Genomic DNA, 20361 nt, shown 5'->3' on the forward strand with positions numbered 1-20361 from the left:
AGCCTGTGACCAACTCGGCGCCCTCGGCTCTTCGCCCACAGCATCCGGTACCCCGGTCGCTGTCGGGACTTGTCGAAGAATTCAACCTCGATCTGCGCGATGACATCGACGGACTCGAAGTAACCGGTGTGAGCCTCAGCTCACGCACGGTTCAACCCGGCGACCTCTACGTGGGTGTTCCCGGTCGCAATAGCCACGGCGCGACATTCGCAGCCGGAGCGGCCGAGGCGGGGGCCGTTGCCATCCTCACCGATCCCGCTGGTGCAGAGCTCGCCGCCCACGCAGGCCTGCCCATTGTGGTGACTCCGGATGCCCGGGCTGCATTAGGCGCTGTTTCGGCGTGGATCTACCGCACCGACGAAAACCCGGCGACGCTGTTTGCCGTCACCGGTACCAACGGCAAGACCAGCGTGGTCTATCTCTTGAGCGCCATCCTGAACCAACTCGGCATCGTCTCGGGTCTCACCTCTACCGCAGAACGCCGAATCGGCGACATCGCGGTGACGAGCAACCTGACGACACCGGAGGCCAGCGAACTCCACGCGCTGCTCGCGCGCATGCGCGAGGCCGAGGTCCGTGCCGTCGGCATCGAGGTGAGCGCGCAGGCTCTCAGCCGCCACCGCGTCGACGGACTCGTCTTCGACGTGGCCGGCTTCACCAACCTGAGCCATGACCACCTCGACGACTATGACGCCATGGAGGACTACTTTCAGGCCAAGCTCGAGCTGTTTTCACCCGACAGGTCCCGTCGCGGCGTGGTGACCGTCGACTCGGACTGGGGCCGTCGTATCGTCGATGAGTGCCGCATTCCGGTGACTACCCTGACCACCCGCGACGACGTCGATGCCGACTGGCGGATGCGTGTCGTCGCCGAGAGCGCACTGTTCACCGAATTCGTGCTCGAGGGCCCCGACGGGCGTCGTCTCACCGCGCGCGTTCCGCTGCTCGGCTGGTATATGGCGGCCAACGCGGTACTCGCGATCGTGATGCTTGTCGAGTCGGGCTTCGATCTCGGGGCTATCGAGCACGCCCTGGGTCGCGATGGTGGCATTGACGCCTATATCCCGGGCCGGGCCGAGCGCGTTTCGGGCGATCGGGGACCGCTCGTCTACATCGACTACGGACATAGCCCTGACGCCTTTCTCAACACCCTCGAAGCCATTCGGAAGTTCACGCCCGGCCGCGTGATCATGGTCTTCGGCGCCGACGGCGACCGCGACACCACGAAGCGCGCCGAGATGGGCGCGATCGCCGCCCGCGGCGCGGATGTCGTCGTAATCACCGACTTCCACCCCCGTTTCGAGGATCCCGCTGCAATACGCGCCACACTGATCGCCGGTGCGCGCGAGGCCGTTCCCGACCGGGAGGTGCACGAGGTCGCGGACCCGCGCACCGCGTTCCGCACGGCCCTCGCGCTGGCCCAGGAGGGGGACTCGATTCTCTACGCCGGCCCCGGTCACGAGGATTACCACGAGGTGGCCGGAGTGAAGATTCCCTATTCTGCACGCGACGACGCACGAGCGGCGCTGCGCGAAGCCGGGTGGTTGTAAATGATTTCTCTCACTCTGACCGAGATCGCCGCCGCCACCGGTGGCACGCTGTACCTGGATCGCTCCGCTCTCACCGAGTCCGATCGTGTCGCCGGATCGGTGCACACGGACTCCCGCGAGATCGTGCCGGGCGCCATCTTCGTGGCCAAGCCCGGTGAGTTCACCGACGGGCATCTCTTCGCACCCACGGCGCTCGAGCGGGGCGCGGCTCTGCTCATCGTCGAACGGGTTCTCGACCTTCCCGTGGCGCAGCTCATCGTGCCGGACTCGGTCACGGCGCTCGGCGATCTGGCGACCGAGGTCGTCGCGCGGGTGCGCGGCCTCGGCCGGTTGAAGATCGTCGGCGTGACCGGCTCCAACGGCAAGACCACCACCAAGAACCTGATCCGAGCCGTTCTGGAACGCGTGGGGCCGACAATTGCGGCCCGCGCCTCATTCAACAACGAGGTCGGCGCGCCGCTGACCATGCTCGAACTCACCGAAGAGACTCGTTTTCTCGTCGCCGAGATGGGAGCCAGCGGCGTCGGCGAAATCGCCCGACTCGTGGCCATGGCCCGCCCCGACATCGGGATCGTGCTGAAGGTCGGCCTCGCACACGCCGGTGAATTCGGCGGCATCGAGTCGACAGTGCGGGCTAAGACTGAAATGGTCACCGATCTGCTGTCGACGGATGTCGCGGTGCTGAACGCCGATGACCCGCGTGTCACCGGCATGGCCGAGCACACCGCGGCCCGGGTCGCCTGGTTCGGGATCGACAGCCCGTTGGTCGCACCGGGCACGGGAGGCGTTCGAGCCACCGACGTGCACGCTTCCGCGGCCGGCACCACGTTCGTTCTGCACCTCGCCGATGGATCGCACCGCCCGGTGAGCTTCAAGGTTCTCGGGGAGCACCACGTCATGAACGCACTGGCCGCGGCATCCGCGTGCGAGATTCTCGGCGTGGCGATCGACGACATTGTTGACGCGTTGGAATCGGTGCAGACCGCCGAGCGATGGCGCATGGAAGTGATGGGGGGCCGTGATGGTGTGACAATCATCAACGACGCCTACAACGCGAGCCCCGATTCGATGACCGCCGCTCTGAAGACACTCGCCCAGATTGCAACGCCGGGTCAGCGCACCATCGCCGTGCTCGGCGAGATGAGCGAATTGGGGGAGTTGGCGGGCGAAGAACACGACCGCATCGGCCTGCTCGCCGTGCGCCTGAACATCTCCCAGGTTGTCGTCGTGGGCGCAGCTGCCCGCCGCATGCACATCAGTACGATCAACGAAGGGTCCTGGGACGGCGAATCCGTCTTCGCCGACACGCCGGATGACGCCTTTGAACTCCTGCACAACACTGTGAAACCGGGGGATCTCATTCTCGTCAAGTCGTCGAATTCGGCAGGGTTGCGCTTCTTGGGCGACCGGCTGGGAGAATTGTTCTCGTGAGAGCCTTATTGATTGCCGGAGCCCTGTCGCTCTGCTTCACTCTCTTCTTGACTCCGCTGTTCATCAAGCTGTTCAAGAAGCTGGGCTGGGGCCAGTTCATTCGCGATGACGGTCCCGAGAGCCACCACTCCAAGCGGGGAACCGCGACGATGGGTGGAATCATCATCATCCTCGGCACGCTCGTGAGCTATTTCACCGCGATGTGGGTCACCGGTGAGCACATTCCCGCCTCGCCGCTGCTCGTGCTCTACATGATGGTCGGGCTCGGGCTCGTGGGTTTCATCGACGACTTCATGAAGACGCGCAACCAACGCAGTCTGGGGCTCGGCGGCTGGTCGAAGGTGGCCGGCCAGGTCGTCGTGGCCGGCTCCTTCGCCTGGTTGGCGATCCAATTCCCGAACACGCACGGCGTGACTCCGGCCTCGACCCAGATCTCATTTTTGCGTGATTTGCCGATTGACTTCATGGCCCTGGGCATCATCGCCGGAACCATTCTGTTCATCATTTGGATCTGCCTGCTCGTGACGGCAACATCGAATGCGGTGAACGTGACGGACGGCCTCGACGGGCTCGCCACCGGCGCGTCAATCCTCTCGATCGGCTCGTTCATCATCATCGGGTTCTGGCAGTCAAACCAGGCCAGGTTTGGCGGCTCAGATCTCGCGGATCTGGCAAAGTCCTACGATGTGCGCGACCCGCTTGATCTGGCGATCGTCGCCGCGGCGATCGTCGGCGGTCTGATCGGTTTCCTCTGGTGGAACACATCACCGGCGAAGATCTTCCTGGGCGATACCGGTTCTCTCGCGATCGGTGGAGCGTTGGCCGCGCTGGCTATTCTCAGCCGCACCGAACTGCTTCTCGTTCTGATCGGTGGCCTCTTCGTGATCGAAACCGGTTCTGTCATTGTGCAGCGGGCGTATTTCAAGATCACCCGCGGTAAACGGATCTTCTTGATGAGCCCCATCCATCATCATTTCGAGCTCAAGGGCTGGGCCGAGGTGACAGTCGTGGTGAGGTTCTGGATTATCGGCGGACTGCTCGTCGCGGCCGGTGTCGGCACGTTCTACCTGGAATGGCTCTCCCGCTGATGGCTGACATCCTCGAGAGATTGACGAGCTGGCATGCCGACTGGTCTGGCCTGCGCGTGGCCGTGCTCGGACTCGGTGTGACCGGGTTCGCCGCGGCAGACACTCTCGCCGAGCTGGGCGCCGACGTTCTCGTCGTGGCCAGCACCCCCGATGAGGAGCGTGCGAAGCTTCTGCCGGTGATCGGTGCGCGACTCGTGCAGCCCTCGGACACCGAGATTCCCCCCGAGCTCGTCGACCACCGACCCGAGGTCCTGATCGCGTCGCCGGGATACCACCCCGATCACGCGCTGTTGCTCTGGGCCGCCTCGAACGGGATTTCGGTCTGGGGCGACATCGAGTTGGCCTGGCGCCTGCGTGACAAGGTCGGGACGCCGGCCGAATGGATTCTGGTCACCGGAACCAACGGCAAAACTACGACCGTGCAGCTGACCGCAAGTATGCTCGCGGCGGCGGGCCATCGCGTCGCGCCGTGCGGCAACATCGGGGTTCCCGTGCTCGATGCCATCCGCGACCCTGAGGGCTGGGATGCCCTCGTCGTCGAACTGTCGAGTTACCAGCTTCACCACCTTCCGACACGCGGCCCGGGTGCGCTCATGCCCTGGGCGAGCGTCTGCCTCAACGTGGCGGACGACCACCTCGACTGGCACGGCTCAGCCGCCGCGTACCGCGCTGCCAAAGCGACTGTCTACGCGAATACACACACGGCCTGCGTGTACAACAAGGCCGATGCGGCGACCCGCATCATGGTCGAAAATGCCGATGTTCAGGAGGGGGCTCGTGCGATCGGGTTCGACCTGGGCGTGCCGGGGCCGAGCGACTTCGGTATCGTCGACGGGATTCTCTGCGACAGGGCATTCCTGGCGGAGAGGCAGCAGCAGGCTCTCGAAATCACGACGCTCGCCGACCTGGCTGCCGCCGGACTCGACGCTCCACACATCGTGGCGAACATTCTTGCGGCCAGTGCGCTGGCCCGTTCCTTCGACGTCTCGCCCGCCGACATCCGCACCGCGCTGGCCGATTTCAGTCTCGATGCGCACCGCATCGAGATCATCACCGTTGTCGACGATGTGCGCTGGGTCGACGATTCCAAAGCCACTAACCCGCATGCGGCCGACGCGTCATTGCGCGCCTTCGACTCGGTCGTCTGGCTCGTCGGCGGACTGCTCAAGGGTGTCGACATCGACGATCTGGTGGCCAGCCATGTTCCGCGTCTGCGGGCCGCCGTCATCATCGGCGTCGACCGCTCGGCGCTGCGCGCGGCATTTGCCCGCCATGCCCCCGAATTGCCGGTGATCGAGATCGACACCACCGATTCGGCACTGGTGATGCCGGATGCCGTCAGTGCAGCCGCGTCATTCGCCCGCGCGGGTGACGTGGTGCTGTTGGCACCTGCCTCGGCGTCCATGGACCAGTTCGCGTCGTATTCGGAACGCGGTCGGTTGTTCGCCCAGGCTGTTCGGAACCACCTCGGAGGTGAGGCGGGTGACGAATCCGCCCGTGACTGAGGCCGCTGGCTCCTCGGCCCGCATCTCACTGGGGCGCGTTTTCCGGGCTGAGTCCGCGAACTATTTTCTTCTGCTCGGCACCACACTGTTCCTTGTCGCCTTCGGCCTGATCATGGTGCTGTCGTCGTCGTCGGTCGAGTCCTATGTGGGGAAGGCCGGTTTCTTCGGCGGCATCCTGAAACAGGGCGGATTCGCCATTCTCGGGATCCCGATGATGTTGGTGGCGAGCCGAATGCCGCCGAAATTCTGGGCACGCATCTCCTGGCCGCTTCTGCTCGCCTCCTGCTTCGCCCAATGCCTCGTGGTGTTCACCCCGCTCGGCATCGAAATCGGAGGCAACACGAACTGGCTCGCCGTGGGATCGTTCCAGTTCCAGCCCTCGGAGGCGATCAAGGTCGCCCTGGTGATCTGGCTCGGCATGATCCTCGCGCAGAAGCAGGACAAGCTCGACGACTGGCGACACATCTACATTCCGGTGTTCGGCGTCGGCGGCGTGGCCATCGGTCTCGTGCTGATCGGTGGCGACCTCGGCACCGTGATCATCATGGCCAGCTTGCTGTTCGGGGCGCTGGTCTTCGCCGGTGTGCGAATGAAGATGATTCTGCTGCCGCTCGGTCTCGGCGCCGTGCTTGCGTTGATCGTCGCCGTCTCGAGCTCGAACCGCTTCACCCGCATCATGAGCTTCATCGGGAAGGGCTGCGACGACTACACCGGCAAGATTTCCACTGAGTGCTGGCAGCCGCTGCACGGCACCTGGGCCCTGGCCAACGGCGGCATCGGTGGCGTGGGCCTCGGCAATTCGAAAGCAAAGTGGTCGTGGCTGCCGGCGGCAGACAACGACTACATCTTCGCGATCATCGGCGAGGAACTCGGCCTGATCGGCGCGATCGTCGTGCTGTTCATGTTCGTGTTGCTCGCCATCTCATTCGTGCGGATCATGCGCGGAAGCACCACCGTGCAGGGGCGAATCTCGACGTCGACCGTCATGGTTTGGATCATCGGGCAGGCCCTCGTCAACATCGCCGTTGTGCTCGGCCTGCTGCCCGTTCTGGGCGTTCCACTCCCTCTGATCTCCGCCGGTGGCACAGCCCTGCTCACGACGATGCTGGCGATCGGCATCACGCTGTCGTTCGCCCGCGCCGACAACTCTGCCCACGACCCAGTGAAAGAAACCGCATGACGACCTATCTGCTTGCAGGCGGTGGAACGGCCGGGCACGTGAACCCGTTGCTGGCCGTCGCCGACACCATCCGAGCCTCCGAACCCGATTCGACAGTGCTTGTGCTCGGCACGGCCGAGGGTCTCGAGGCGCGCCTGGTTCCCGCTCGGGGCTACGAGCTGATCGTGATACCCAAGGTTCCGTTCCCGCGGAGGCCGAACAAGCAGGCCGTGACGTTCCTGCCGGGCATGCGCCGCGCCATACGCATCGTGACCGAGCTGATCGCCGCCCGGGGTGTCGATGTCGTCGTGGGATTCGGCGGTTATGTGTCGACGCCCGCCTACCTGGGCGCCCGCCGCGCGGGAATTCCGATCGTGATTCATGAGGCCAACGCCAAACCGGGTCTGGCCAATCGGCTGGGTGCCCGCTCGACCACCCATGTGGGCGTCGCGTTCCACGGCACCCCGATTCGACACGCTACCTTCGTCGGGATGCCGCTGCGCCACGAAATCGAGACACTCGACCGCGTGGCGTCCCGTGACGAGGCGGTGCGTCTTTTCGGGCTCGATGCGGCACGTCCGACCCTGCTCGTCACGGGTGGGTCGCTCGGTGCCCGACGACTCAATTCGACGCTCGTCGACTCGGCCGCTGCACTCATCGAAGCGGGCTGGCAGGTGCTGCACATCACGGGCGAGAAGTCTGAGGTGCGCGATCCACAGCTCGGCCACTATCGCATGCTCGCCTACTGCGACCGCATGGATCTGGCTCTCTCGGCCGCTGACTTCGCCGTGTCGCGGGCCGGTGCGGCGACCGTCAGTGAACTCGCCGCACTCGGCATTCCGGCCGTCTACGTGCCATATCCGGTTGGCAACGGCGAGCAGCGCTTCAACGTGGCGGATGTCGTCGGTGCCGGCGGGGGACTGGTGGTCGACGACGCCGAGTTCACGTCGGCGTGGGTGACGGAGCAGCTGATCCCGTTGCTCACCGACGGCGACCGGGTGACCCTCATGTCTCACGCCGCGGCATCCGTCGGGGTCCGTGACGGGTCGAAGAAAATGCTTGACTTGATTCACCGCGTTCGCTGACCAATCCCGCGTTCCCAGCCGGTGCCGCGTAAGTTTGTTCTGGCACCGTGTCGACACAGCCCCACCCAGAGAAGAGTATTTCTACCGTGATCAAGCCCGACCTCACCCTTTCGGTACCGCTCGACCTCGGAGCCGTTCATTTCGTGGGTATCGGGGGAGCGGGCATGAGCGGTATCGCCCGGCTCTTCCTCGCGGCTGGCCATACGGTTACCGGTTCTGACCAGAAGGATTCCGAGAACGTGGCGGCGCTGCGGGCTTTGGGCGCCACGATCTCGATCGGCCACGATGCCGCACACGTCGGCGCGGCCGACACCCTTGTTGTCACCGGGGCGCTCTGGCAAGACAACCCCGAGTATGTGTTGGCTCTCGAGCGGGGTCTGCCCGTCTTGCATCGTGCTCAGGCGCTGGCCTGGCTGGTCAAAGAGCAACGCCTGGTCGCCGTCGCCGGCGCCCACGGAAAGACCACGTCGACCGGTATGATCGTCACGGGCCTGCTCGGACTCGACGCCGATCCCAGCTTCGTCAACGGCGGTGTGATTGAGACGCTCGGTGTGAGTTCGGCGGCTGGACGAGACAACCTCTTCGTCGTCGAAGCCGACGAATCGGACGGATCGTTCCTGCTCTATCAGACGGCCGTCGCGCTCATCACGAATGTCGATCCGGATCACCTGGATCACTACGGTTCAGTCGAAGCCTTCGAAGCGGCTTTCGTCGCATTCGCGCAGTCGGCAGCCGAGCTCGTCGTCGTCTCCTCCGACGACCCCGGTGCGGTCAAGGTCACGTCACAGCTCGTCGACAAGCGCATCATCACGTTCGGTGAGGATGCCGACGCCGACGTGCGCGTGCACTCGATCGTCACTGAAGGCCCGGTGAGCTTCACCGTCGCCTGGGCGGGCGTCGACTACACCACCACCCTGTTGGTCCCCGGCCGCCACAACGCGGTGAACGCCGCAGGCGCCTTCGCCGTGCTCGTCGGACTCGGCTTCGAGCCGGCCGCTTCACTCGCCGCCATCGCCACGTTCGGCGGCACCGGGCGCCGGTTCGAGCTGCATGGCACCGTCGGCGGGGTCAGCGTCTACGATGACTACGCGCACCACCCGACCGAGGTGGCTGCTGCGCTCTCCGGCGCGCGCACCGTCGTCGGCACCGGTCGCATCATTGCGGTGCACCAGCCGCATCTGTACAGCCGCACGCGCCTGTTCGCGCGTGAATTCGCTGAAACCCTCGAACGTCACGCCGATCACACCGTCGTGCTCGACGTCTACGGTGCGCGCGAAGATCCGGAGCCCGGTGTGACCGGAGCGCTCGTCTCCGAGCGGTTCCAGGACTCCTCACGTGTCGCGTTCATCGCCGACTGGCAGGACGCCGCCGACTACGTGGCCGAGGTCGCTCGCGACGGCGACTTCGTGGTCACACTGGGCTGTGGTGACGTGAACCGTATTGTTCCCCAGCTGCTCGAATCGCTCAGGCGGGTGCACGAATGACGGGTGAGGCCCGATGAAGCGGCCGGCGGGCCCCGGCAAGCCGGCGGTACCCGAGCCGGAGCCGGTGTCGGCTCCGGTCACGCCCGTCACGCGCCGGACCCGTGGCACTGTGCGCAGCCGCTCGCTCGATGCAACGACCGAACCGATCGTGATTTCAACGATCGCTGCAGCGGCCAGTGTGTCGAGCGTCGCCGAGGCCCGGGAGCCCCGCGAGACACTGGACGAGATCACGCCGCCTGCACCGTCGACTCTCACGCCATCCGCAGCCCGCACGCAGCTGCGTGCGGCCAAGCGCAACAGAAGGCGCTACGAGCGCGATGAGGTGCGTCGCTTCACCTGGCGTTCTCGTCGCCGCAAGCGCACCTGGTTGGTACTCGGCTCTGCCTTAGCCGGGCTCATCGCCTTCGTCGTCATCGGCGCATACTCGCCGCTGATGGCACTGCGCACGATCGATGTGATCGGGACCAGTCGTATTCCGGCCGAGCAGGTGCAGAAGGCACTGGCGGGCCAGCTCGGAACGCCGTTGCCGATCGTCGATGTCGCTCGGATCAAACGGGAGCTGGCGAGCTTCACCCTGATTCAGAGCTACGTCACTGAAAGCCACCCGCCGAACACGCTTGTCGTGAGGATCGTCGAGCGCGAACCCGTGGGCCTCGTGCAGACGGAGGGCGGTTTCGACCTCGTCGACGCTGCCGGCGTCGTCGTGGCCTCGAGCGGTGAACGGCCGGCCGGCTTTCCGATCATCCTCGCGGCGAATGGCCCCGGTCATGCCGGATTCACCGCTGCAGCGGCCGTGGTCCGATCCTTGCCCGAGGAGGTCAGGGCGCGAGTCGACACGGTGACCGCGGCAACCACTGACGATGTCACGCTCACTCTCGCCGAAGGGTCCCGCGTGGTCTGGGGGAGTGCCGAGCGCTCGGAGTACAAGGCCGTCGTGCTCGCTGCGCTGATGGTGAGTTACCCGCCGGGAACCGTGAACGAGTATGACGTCACGTCACCGGACAGCGCCGTCTTGAGGTGACTTCCCCGCGTACTTCGCGACACGCGGGCGCGCCTCCCCGTACTGTGCCCCGTCGCACATAACTTTTAATCAGCAATTGCATACTCAGCATAACTTTAAACTTCGAGTAAAGGTTTAGGGTTTCACCGGAGGACCGGACGTGTCAACAAACCAGAACTACCTCGCAGTCATCAAGGTTGTCGGAATCGGCGGCGGTGGCGTCAACGCCGTGAACCGTATGATCGAGCTCGGTCTCCGTGGTGTCGAGTTCATTGCTATCAATACCGACGCTCAGGCGCTGCTGATGAGCGACGCCGACGTCAAACTCGACGTGGGTCGCGATCTGACCCGTGGTCTCGGCGCCGGTGCCGACCCCGAGGTGGGTCGTCGTGCTGCCGAAGATCACGCAGAAGAGATCGAAGAAGCGCTGGCCGGCGCCGACATGGTCTTCGTCACTGCTGGTGAAGGCGGTGGAACGGGTACCGGCGGCGCTCCCGTCGTCGCTCGCATTGCGAAGTCCATCGGCGCTCTCACCATCGGTGTCGTGACCAAGCCGTTCGGTTTCGAGGGCAAGCGTCGCCAGGCTCAGGCCGAAACCGGTGTCGCCACACTCAAGAACGAGGTCGACACCCTCATCGTTGTGCCGAACGACCGACTGCTGGAGATCAGCGACCGCGGCATCAGCATGCTGGAAGCCTTCGCGACGGCCGACCAGGTTCTGCTCGCCGGTGTGCAGGGAATCACGGACCTGATCACGACCCCCGGCCTCATCAACCTCGACTTCGCCGACGTCAAGTCGGTCATGCAGGGCGCCGGTTCCGCCCTCATGGGTATTGGATCGTCGCGCGGCGCTGACCGCGCCATCAAGGCCGCGGAGCTCGCCGTCGCCTCGCCGCTCCTCGAAGCCTCGATCGACGGTGCGCACGGCGTGCTTTTGTCGATTCAGGGTGGCTCGAACCTTGGAATCTTCGAGATCAACGACGCGGCCCGCCTGGTGCAGGAGGCCGTTCACCCCGAGGCCAACATTATCTTCGGTGCCGTCATCGACGACACGCTCGGCGACGAGGTGCGCGTGACGGTCATCGCTGCCGGATTCGATGGTGGTGAGCCCGGTGCCAAGGCCGTTGAGGTCCGTCACGCAGACTTGGTTGCCGCCGGTGTCGCGTCGACGCCAGCCGCAGCCGGTGCCCCGGTGACTGCTCCCGTCGAACCTGCTGCATCGGCGGCCTGGATGGCCGTTGACTCGAGCCCGGCCGTGGCCGATCCGGCGTTCGAAGAGCAGTCAGACGACCTGGACGTCCCCGACTTTCTGAAGTAGTCCCGATGAACACGCCTGAGTTCCCCGGGCTGGCCGAACGCCTCGCGACCGTGCGCGGCAGCGTCGAGGACGCTGTTCGTGCGGCGGGACGACCGCCGGGCGAGGTGACGACGATCGTCGTCACCAAGTTCCACCCGGTCAGCGTGATCGAAGCGCTGGCCGACTTGGGCGTGCGCGATATCGGTGAAAATCGTCATCAAGAGGCCCAAGTCAAGGCGGCGGCTCTGGTGGATCGCGATCTTCGGTGGCATTTCATCGGACAGCTGCAGGGTAAAAAAGCCCGGCAGGTGCGCGCCTACGCCGACGTCATCCATGCGGTCGATCGTGATTCCCTCGTGGCTGCTCTCGCCTCGGACGACTCGCAGGTGGAATGCTTCATTCAGGTCAATCTGACGGATGACCCGGCACGCGGCGGTGTGGCGCCCGCGGGCCTGCTCCGCCTCGTCGAGACGGTACTCGTCACCCCGGGGCTCAGGCTCCGCGGCCTGATGGCCGTCGCGCCGCTTGATCAGGCGGCGCGCCGTGCCTTCGCCCACGTGCGTGAGCTGGGTGAGTCGGTGCGCACGGTGGCTCCCGAAGCGACGAGCCTGTCGATGGGAATGTCGGCAGACTACATCGACGCCATCGCCGAGGGCGCGACACACCTGCGAATTGGATCCGCAATCACCGGGATTCGCCCGGTTGAGCGTTAATCTCGAAGCAGAAGCATTACCAACACGGAGGTTCAGATGTCCAACCCGCTCAAGAAAACCATGGTCTACCTGGGTCTTGCAGACGAAGAGCTGGAATATGAGGCGCCCGCCAACGCTCCCGTCGCCGTTGCGCAGCACCACAACGCGCACACTCCGGCTGCGCAGAGTGCTCCCGTCGTCCGCGACGCCGGCCGTGCACCAGTGACGCCCCTGCACAAAACGGCGACCCCGCGCACCGTGGCTGCGTCGGAGATGAACGAGATCCTCACCGTTCACCCGCGCCAGTACCGCGACGCGCAGTCGATCGCCGAGTCCTTTCGCGACGGCATCCCCGTTATCATCAACCTCTCTCAGATGAGCGACGCAGACGCCCGCCGTCTGATCGACTTCGCGAGTGGCCTGTCGCAGGGGCTGTACGGCAAGATTGAGCGCGTCACCGCCAAGGTGTTCTTGCTCTCGCCGTCGCACGTCGTGGTTTCCGGCGAGAACTCTGGTGAAGACGCAGACGCCGAGGCGTCGTTCTTCGCCCAGTCGTAGTCTTTCTGTGTTGGTCGTCGCCCTGATCGCAGGCATTGCGCACACCGCATTCCTGCTCTACTTTTTCGTGCTCTGGGGCCGGTTCATCGTTGACCTCGTGCGTGGAATCAACCATGCGTGGCGGCCGCGGGGATTCGTCTTGGTGGTGATCGAGGCGGTGTATGTGATTACCGATCCGCCCATCAAGTTCTTCAGACGGATCATGCCCCCGTTGTCGCTGGGACAGGTCTCATTCGACTTCGGTTGGACGTTGACCATGCTCTGCTGCATTATCGGCATGTCAATCGCCGGCGCCTTCTAGTCGCTCGCGTGGTGCCGAGACGTTCAGGCTCCGGCATGTATTCTTGTTCGGTATACGTTTCATATTTGTTCGCAACTCGAGTTCTAAGGGTGGAAAGCCATGGCGCTAACTCCGGAAGATGTAGTCAACAAGCGGTTCCAGTCGACCAAGTTCCGTGAGGGGTACGACCAGGATGAAGTCGATGACTTCCTGGACGAGGTCGTCGTCGAACTGCGCCGCCTGACCGCAGAGAACGCAGAATTGAAGGCTCAGCTCTCGGCTGACGGCGGAAAGCCTGCCGAGCCGGTGCGCGCTGCTGCACCCGTGGCGGCTGCTGCGCCGGTCGCCGCTGTCGTCGCCGAGCCTGTCGCAGCGCCGGTTCCCGTATCCGTTGCGCCTCCCGTGGCGGAGGCGGTTGATGAGACCGCCGGAACCACGAACCTGCTGCAGCTGGCCCGTCGCCTGCACGAGGAGCACGTCAAGGAAGGCGCCGAGAAGCGCGATGCCTTGATCGCTGAAGGTCACGCCACCGCAGCCCGTGTCGTCGCCGAGGCCGAAGCGCGTCAGCGCGCTCAGATCGCCGCTCTCGACCAGGAGCGTTCGGTTCTGGAGACCAAGATTGACGAACTGCGTACCTTCGAGCGCGAGTACCGTCAGAAGCTGAAGAGCTACATCGAGGGTCAGCTGCACGAGCTTGACTCTGCGTCGCCGGTTGGTGCGGGCAGCGGCAACGCCCAGAACGCTCCGAAGTCGAGCTTCCAGGGCTTTGGCGCGTAGTTCCCGCGCGAAGGTCAGCTTCAGCACTCTTCTTGTACTGGCCCTCGTTGCGGTGGGCGCGTATGCGCTCGACCAAGTCACGAAGGCCCTCGTAGTAGCAAATCTGACCGAAGGCACTGCTGTTCGGGTTCTGGGCGATGTGTTTCAACTACACTTCGTCCGGAACCCGGGCGCGGCCTTCTCCTTTGCCAGTGGAATGACCTGGATCTTCACACTCCTGGCTGCGGCCGTCGTTGTGTTCATCATCTGGTTCGCCTCCCGCATCCGTTCTGTCGCCTGGGCCGTGGTCTTCGGCCTTCTGCTCGGCGGTGTGTTGGGCAACCTCACCGATCGTCTGCTGCGGCCGCCGAGTTTCGGCTCGGGTCATGTCATCGATTTTCTCTCAACGCCGTGGCTGATTCCGGCTATCTACAACGTCGCCGATATGTGCATCGTCGCGAGCATGATCCTGTTCATGGTTCTGACCATTCGTGGCGTTGGCCTCGACGGCGCACGTCTCAAGAATTCGGCGGCTGCGGGCGCCGGTTCTGCTACAGACCCTGACACTGCTGCCGACACTGACACTGCTGCCGGCACTGACACTGCTGCCGGCACTGACACTGATCCCCGGAACGAGTCCTGAACACCGCCATGGAATCCCGTTCCCTCTTTCTGCCGGACAGTTTCGAAGGCGTGCGTGTCGACGCCGGGATCGCGAAGCTCCTGGGGTTTTCCCGGAGCTTCGCTGCCGACGTCGCCGAGGCCGACGGGGTTTTTCTTGATGGCATCGTCGTCGGCAAATCCGATCGGCTGAAAGCCGGCGGCTGGTTGGAAGTGAACTGGAAGCCCAAAGAAGAGATCGCAATCGTTCCCATCGCGGTTCCCGATCTCACCATCGTGCACGACGACGACAGCATCGTGGTCGTCAACAAACCCGCCGGTGTGGCAGCCCACCCGAGCGTCGGCTGGACCGGTCCGACGGTCGTTGGCGCGTTGGCCGCAGCCGGCTACCGCATCTCCACCTCCGGTGCAGCCGAACGGGCCGGGGTTGTGCACCGCCTCGACGCGGGGACGAGCGGGCTCATGGTCGTGGCAAAGTCGGAGACCGCCTATACGGCGCTCAAACGTGCGTTTCACGACCGTGAAGTCGACAAGATTTATCACACGGTCGTTCAAGGCCATCCCGACCCGCTCGCGGGAACCATCGACGCGCCCGTCGGTCGCCATCCGAAGTCGGATTGGAAGTTTGCCGTGATTGCCGACGGCAAACATGCGATCACCCACTACGAGACGCTGGAGGCATTCCCCTCTGCCTCGCTGCTCGAAGTTCATCTGGAAACGGGCCGCACCCACCAGATCCGTGTGCACATGGCTGCACAGCGACATCCGTGCGTCGGCGACGCCATGTATGGCGCCGACCCCACGATTTCGGCTCGCCTCGGCCTCACCCGGCAGTGGCTGCACGCAAAGGAGCTGTCGTTCGCACACCCTGAGAGTGGCGATTGGGTGACCTACACCTCGGAGTACGCTCCCGATTTGGCTCACGCGCTGCATATTCTGCGCGACGCCGAATAAGCTAGATATTTACCACCCACAAGCATTTCGGAGCAGTCTTGACCACTCAGAGTGATTCGTTCGTTCACCTCCATGTGCACAGCGAGTACTCGATGCTTGACGGTGCCGCCCGGGTCAAACCCCTGATCGAGGCGGCCATCGAGCAGAAGATGCCCGCTGTCGCGGTGACGGACCACGGCAACGTGTTCGGTGCGTTCGACTTTTGGCGTACCGCCACCGAAGCCGGCATCAAGCCCATCATCGGCACCGAGGCCTACATCACGCCGGGCACGCACCGCAGCGACAAGACCCGCGTGAAATGGGGCACCAACGCGCAGAGCCGTGACGACGTTGGTGGTGCCGGCTCGTACACACACATGACGCTGCTTTCCGAGACCACCGAAGGCATGCACAACCTGTTTCGGCTGTCGTCGCGAGCATCGCTCGAGGGCTACTATTTCAAACCGCGCATGGACCGCGAACTGCTCAGTCAGTACTCGACGGGTCTGATCGGAACGACCGGATGCGCCGGTGGCGAAGTGCAGACGCGTCTGCGTCTCGGCCAGTACGACGAAGCGAAGAAGGCCGCCGGCGAACTGCGCGACATCTTCGGTGCCGAGAACTACTTCTGCGAAGTAATGGACCACGGCATCGACGTGGAACGCCGCACCATGAGCGACCTGCTGCGTTTGGCCGCGGAGCTGAACCTGCCGCTGGTGGCCACCAACGACCTGCACTACACGCACGCCCACGACGCCACCGCTCACGCGGCGCTGCTCTGCGTGCAGTCCGCGTCAACGCTGGATGACCCGAACCGTTTCAAATTCGACTCTGACGAGTTCTACCTGAAGACCGCCGAGCAGATGCGGCACCTCTTCCGTGACAATCCCGAGGCCTGCGACAACACGCTTCTCATCGCCGAGCGCTGCAACGTCGAGTTCAACACCAAGGCCAACTACATGCCGCGATTCCCGACGCCGGACGGCGAGAACGAGGAGAGCTGGTTTATCAAAGAGGTCGAGGTCGGCCTCCTGGACCGCTACCCGAACGGCGTGCCGGACGACGTGCGGAAACAGGCCGACTATGAGGTCGGGGTCATTACCCAGATGGGCTTCCCCGGCTACTTCCTCGTGGTCGCCGACTTCATCGCCTGGTCGAAGCAGCAGGGCATCCGGGTTGGCCCGGGCCGCGGTTCAGGCGCGGGCTCCATGGCGGCCTACGCCATGGGCATCACCGGCCTCGACCCGCTCGTGCACGGACTGATCTTTGAGCGGTTCCTGAACCCGGACCGCGTTTCCATGCCTGACTTCGATATCGACTTCGACGAGCGTCGGCGCGGCGAGGTCATCCGCTACGTCACCGAGAAGTACGGCGACGAGCGGGTCGCCCAGATCGTCACCTACGGCACCATCAAGGCCAAGCAGGCGCTCAAGGACTCCTCGCGCGTGCTCGGCTTCCCCTTCGGCATGGGCGACAAGCTCACCAAGGCGATGCCGCCCGCGATCATGGGCAAGGATGTGCCGTTGACGGGCATGTTCGACAAAGACCACCCGCGCTTCAAGGAGGCGGTCGACTTCCGTGCGGTGATCGACTCTGATCCTGAGGCCCGCACCGTCTTCGACACTGCTCTGGGCCTCGAGAATCTGAAGCGCCAGTGGGGTGTGCACGCGGCCGGCGTGATCATGTCGAGCGACCCGTTGATCGACATCATCCCGATCATGAAGCGTGAGGCCGACGGCCAGATCGTCACCCAGTTCGACTACCCGGCTTGTGAATCGCTCGGGCTGATCAAGATGGACTTTCTGGGGTTGCGAAACCTCACCATTCTGGACGACGCCCTCGACAACATCGAAGAGAACCGCGGACACCGACCGGTGCTCGAAGACCTCCTACTGGATGATCCCCTGGCCTATGAGCTGCTGGCCCGTGGCGACACGCTCGGGGTGTTTCAGCTCGATGGTGGCCCGATGCGCGCTCTGCTGCGCTCGATGAAGCCGGACAACTTCGAAGACATCTCGGCCGTGATCGCGCTCTACCGTCCGGGCCCCATGGGTGCGAACTCGCACACCAATTATGCGCTGCGAAAGACCGGTCTGCAGGAGATCATTCCGATCCACCCCGAGCTGGAAGAGCCGCTGAAGGACATCATCGGTGGTACCTACGGCCTGATCGTGTATCAGGAGCAGGTCATGTCGATCGCGCAGAAGCTGGCTGGCTTTTCGCTCGGGCAGGCCGACCTGTTGCGTCGCGCGATGGGCAAGAAGAAGAAGTCGGAGCTCGACAAGCAGTTCGAGGGATTCTCCGCCGGCATGACCGGCAACGGTTATGGGCCGGAAGCGATCAAGACCATTTGGGACATCCTGCTGCCCTTCTCCGACTACGCCTTCAACAAGGCGCACTCGGCGGCCTACGGCGTGCTCTCCTACTGGACCGCTTACCTCAAGGCGCACTACCCGGCCGAGTTCATGGCCGCCCTGCTGACCAGTGTCGGCGACTCCCGCGACAAGCTCGCGCTGTACCTCAACGAGTGTCGGCGAATGGGCATCCAGGTGATGGCCCCTGATGTCAACGAGTCGATCGGCTACTTTGCGGCCGTCGGCACGGACATCCGGTTCGGCCTCGGGGCGGTGCGGAACGTCGGATTCAACGTGGTGGATGCGATCCGTGAGGCCCGCAAGGAAAAGGGCCGGTTCGAGTCGTTCCACGACTTCTTGGCCAAGGTGCCGATTCAGGTAGCCAACAAGCGCACCGTCGAATCGCTGGTGAAGGCCGGTGCGTTCGACTCACTCGGGGCGACGCGGCGGGCCATGGTCGAGATTCACGAGTCTGCCGTTGAATCGGCGGTCAAGATCAAACGCGACGAGGCACACGGCAACGTCGGGTTCGACTTCGACAGTCTCTTCGACGACGACACCCAGAACACCGAAAAGGTACCGGAACGACCGGAGTGGAGCAAGAAAGAGAAACTCGCCTTCGAACGCGACATGCTCGGGCTCTACGTGTCGGATCACCCTCTGGCCGGGCTTGAGATTCCGCTGGCGAAGCATGCCAGCACGACAATCGCCGATCTGATGGCGTCGGAAGCGACGCAAGACGGCGACACCGTGACCGTCGCCGGCTTGATCACCGGTGTGCAGCATCGGGTGGCCAAAAAGTCGGGCAATCAGTACGGCATGATCGACGTCGAGGACTTCAGTGGCGAGATCACGGCGATGTTCATGGGCAAGGCCTACCAAGAATTTGCCGCTGACCTGATCAGCGACACCATTGTGGTCGTGCGCGGCCGCGTGAGTATGCGCGACGACGGAATGAACCTGCACGCCTACAGTGTGTTTGCGCCCGAGCTCGGTCAGGTCGACGAAGCCGGGCAATTGTCGATCACCCTGTTTGAGAACCGAGCGACTGAGGTGACGGTGCAGGCTTTGGCCGAGGTATTGCAGCGGCACACCGGTTCGGCTGAATTGCGGTTGAAGCTGGTAAAGGGGGATCTGGCGCGTGTCTTCGAGCTGCCGTTCAAGGTCAAGGTCAGCCCGGACCTGTTCGGTGAGCTGAAGAGTTTGCTCGGGCCGTACTGCCTGACCTGATCCCGGGGAGCCATTTCCCCGTACGCTTGAGGGCATGAGCAAACGGGCACGTGAACCGATCTACACGACAGCCATCGTCGCCGGTCGTGTCCTTTTCGGACTCCTCCGGGTGAAGCCTCGGGTCGTCAACGCCGCGAACCTTCCGGATGCCGGTGGAGCGGTGCTCGCAATCACGCATTTCGGCTACCTTGATTTCGCGCTCTGCGAGTGGATGATGTGGAAGCATAACCGCCGCCGCATCCGCTTCATGGCGAAGCAGAGTGCGTTCGACGGCGCGGTCGTTGGTGCTCTGTTGCGGGGGATGAAGCACATTCCCGTCGATATGAGTCACGGCGCGGAGGCGTACGCGGCCGCCGTCGCCGCACTGCGTTCCGGTGAAGTGTTGGGCGTCTTTCCGGAGGGCGGGGTGAATACGTCGTTCACCGTGCGCGAGCTCAAGACCGGTAGCGTTCGGATGGCAGCCGAGGCCGGCGTTCCGATCATCCCGATCGCCATTTGGGGCGGCCATCGGCTGCTCACCAAAAACCGACGGCCCACGCTTTGCGAGGCGTTCGGGGCACCCATCGACTTCGCCGTCGGTGAACCGATCGCAATCGCGCCCGACGCCGATCCTCGGGCGGAAACGTCGCGGCTGCACTCCACCTTGCAGGGCCTGATGGACGACCTCCAAACCAGCTATCCGATCGACGGATCCGGGGCCTGGTGGCAGCCGAAGCATCTCGGCGGCAGCGCGCCGACTCCGCAGGAGGCCGCGGTTGCCGAGGCCGAGCGCCGGCGACGTCGCGAGGAAGCCGCCGGCACGGTTTAGCGCGGTTCGATCAGACCCGGCGTGCGATAGTTGCGCTCGTGATAGAGCAAGGCGTCGTCGTCGTCACCCATTCCACCGCCCTCGATATGCACGACAACAACCGCGTTGTTGTGCACAGAGACGCGCTCGACGATGCGACAGACCATCCACGACGTCACATCGTTCAGCACCGGCAGGCCGTACGGGCCCGGATGCCAGTGGTCGCCCACGAAGCGTGCCGCGTGCGGGCCGGCGAGCAATTCTGCGACGGCTTGATTGCGTACGCCGAGCATATGAATGATGACGCGGTCGTTCGAGGCGATAGCCGGCCAGGTACTCGCTGAGCGTGCCATGTTGAACGTGGCGAGCGGCGGAACCGCTGAGAGTGAGGCGAGCGAGGTGGCTGTGAAGCCGACCGGAGTGCCGTCGTCAGCGAGAGTTGTGATCGCTGCAACTCCAGCCGCATGTCGTCGGAACGAATGTTTAAACGCCGCCAGATCGACCGGTTCTGTCGGAGGGTTCGACGCGGGTAGTGCGGGCATAGCTCTCGA

Annotated in this window: 18 protein-coding genes; 17 read left to right on the plus strand and 1 reads right to left on the minus strand. The window is 64.2% G+C overall.

The genetic code is table 11. The features are described 5' to 3' along the window. Nucleotides 1-5: 5 nt before the first annotated feature. From HNR05_RS02965 to HNR05_RS03045, 17 genes are all read left to right on the plus strand, one after another. A complete protein-coding gene (locus tag HNR05_RS02965) occupies nucleotides 6-1550 on the plus strand; it encodes a UDP-N-acetylmuramyl-tripeptide synthetase (protein ID WP_179577671.1) in 1545 nt (514 codons plus the stop codon). Beyond that, nucleotides 1551-2981, plus strand: coding sequence for a UDP-N-acetylmuramoyl-tripeptide--D-alanyl-D-alanine ligase (locus tag HNR05_RS02970; RefSeq protein WP_179577672.1), 1431 nt, complete (start codon nucleotides 1551-1553; stop codon nucleotides 2979-2981). After that, entirely contained in the window at nucleotides 2978-4069 is a 1092-nt protein-coding gene (mraY, locus tag HNR05_RS02975; RefSeq protein ID WP_179577673.1) for a phospho-N-acetylmuramoyl-pentapeptide-transferase, read from the plus strand. Before HNR05_RS02970 ends, mraY begins: the two co-directional genes overlap by 4 nt. After that, on the plus strand, nucleotides 4054-5574 hold the full coding sequence (murD, locus tag HNR05_RS02980) for a UDP-N-acetylmuramoyl-L-alanine--D-glutamate ligase (protein WP_246318339.1): 1521 nt from the start codon (nucleotides 4054-4056) through the stop codon (nucleotides 5572-5574). The genes mraY and murD overlap by 16 nt, the downstream gene beginning before the upstream one ends. Then, entirely contained in the window at nucleotides 5552-6754 is a 1203-nt protein-coding gene (gene ftsW, locus HNR05_RS02985) for a putative lipid II flippase FtsW (RefSeq protein WP_343062438.1), read from the plus strand. Before murD ends, ftsW begins: the two co-directional genes overlap by 23 nt. After that, the gene (locus HNR05_RS02990; RefSeq protein ID WP_179577675.1) at nucleotides 6751-7818 is read left to right on the plus strand and encodes a UDP-N-acetylglucosamine--N-acetylmuramyl-(pentapeptide) pyrophosphoryl-undecaprenol N-acetylglucosamine transferase; all 1068 of its coding nucleotides are present in this window, start codon (nucleotides 6751-6753) and stop codon (nucleotides 7816-7818) included. Before ftsW ends, HNR05_RS02990 begins: the two co-directional genes overlap by 4 nt. An 86-nt stretch (nucleotides 7819-7904) precedes the next feature. Beyond that, nucleotides 7905-9302 (plus strand): UDP-N-acetylmuramate--L-alanine ligase, encoded by a 1398-nt coding sequence (murC, locus tag HNR05_RS02995; protein ID WP_179577676.1) that lies wholly within the window; start codon nucleotides 7905-7907, stop codon nucleotides 9300-9302. 13 nt (nucleotides 9303-9315) lie between these two features. Then, nucleotides 9316-10323: a cell division protein FtsQ/DivIB gene (locus HNR05_RS03000; RefSeq protein ID WP_179577677.1), complete on the plus strand. Its 1008-nt coding sequence runs from the start codon at nucleotides 9316-9318 to the stop codon at nucleotides 10321-10323. A gap of 139 nt (nucleotides 10324-10462) precedes the next feature. Next, complete coding sequence (gene ftsZ, locus HNR05_RS03005; protein ID WP_179577678.1) at nucleotides 10463-11620, plus strand: cell division protein FtsZ; 1158 nt, start codon at nucleotides 10463-10465, stop codon at nucleotides 11618-11620. A 5-nt stretch (nucleotides 11621-11625) separates the two neighbouring features. Further along, nucleotides 11626-12312: a YggS family pyridoxal phosphate-dependent enzyme gene (locus HNR05_RS03010; RefSeq protein ID WP_179577679.1), complete on the plus strand. Its 687-nt coding sequence runs from the start codon at nucleotides 11626-11628 to the stop codon at nucleotides 12310-12312. 36 nt (nucleotides 12313-12348) lie between these two features. Beyond that, complete coding sequence (locus tag HNR05_RS03015; protein WP_179577680.1) at nucleotides 12349-12849, plus strand: cell division protein SepF; 501 nt, start codon at nucleotides 12349-12351, stop codon at nucleotides 12847-12849. 7 nt (nucleotides 12850-12856) lie between these two features. Further along, a complete protein-coding gene (locus tag HNR05_RS03020) occupies nucleotides 12857-13150 on the plus strand; it encodes a YggT family protein (protein ID WP_179577681.1) in 294 nt (97 codons plus the stop codon). Between the two features lie 99 nt (nucleotides 13151-13249). Beyond that, nucleotides 13250-13906, plus strand: coding sequence for a DivIVA domain-containing protein (locus HNR05_RS03025; protein ID WP_179577682.1), 657 nt, complete (start codon nucleotides 13250-13252; stop codon nucleotides 13904-13906). Continuing rightward, a complete protein-coding gene (lspA, locus tag HNR05_RS03030) occupies nucleotides 13896-14528 on the plus strand; it encodes a signal peptidase II (protein WP_179577683.1) in 633 nt (210 codons plus the stop codon). Before HNR05_RS03025 ends, lspA begins: the two co-directional genes overlap by 11 nt. Nucleotides 14529-14536: 8 nt before the next feature. Further along, complete coding sequence (locus HNR05_RS03035) at nucleotides 14537-15460, plus strand: RluA family pseudouridine synthase (RefSeq protein ID WP_179577684.1); 924 nt, start codon at nucleotides 14537-14539, stop codon at nucleotides 15458-15460. Between the two features lie 38 nt (nucleotides 15461-15498). Beyond that, nucleotides 15499-19023, plus strand: a complete 3525-nt coding sequence (gene dnaE, locus HNR05_RS03040) for a DNA polymerase III subunit alpha (protein WP_281369783.1) — start codon at nucleotides 15499-15501, stop codon at nucleotides 19021-19023. Between the two features lie 34 nt (nucleotides 19024-19057). Beyond that, nucleotides 19058-19831, plus strand: a complete 774-nt coding sequence (locus tag HNR05_RS03045) for a lysophospholipid acyltransferase family protein (protein ID WP_179577685.1) — start codon at nucleotides 19058-19060, stop codon at nucleotides 19829-19831. Here HNR05_RS03045 and HNR05_RS03050 read toward each other — a convergent pair. Continuing rightward, complete coding sequence (locus HNR05_RS03050; protein ID WP_179577686.1) at nucleotides 19828-20352, minus strand: flavin reductase family protein; 525 nt, start codon at nucleotides 20350-20352, stop codon at nucleotides 19828-19830. The two genes, HNR05_RS03045 and HNR05_RS03050, sit on opposite strands and share 4 nt — an antisense overlap. Nucleotides 20353-20361 lie beyond the last annotated feature (9 nt).

Origin of the sequence: Leifsonia psychrotolerans, from assembly GCF_013410665.1 — a bacterium.
In the GTDB taxonomy this organism is placed as follows: Bacteria; Actinomycetota; Actinomycetes; order Actinomycetales; family Microbacteriaceae; genus Cryobacterium; species Cryobacterium psychrotolerans_A.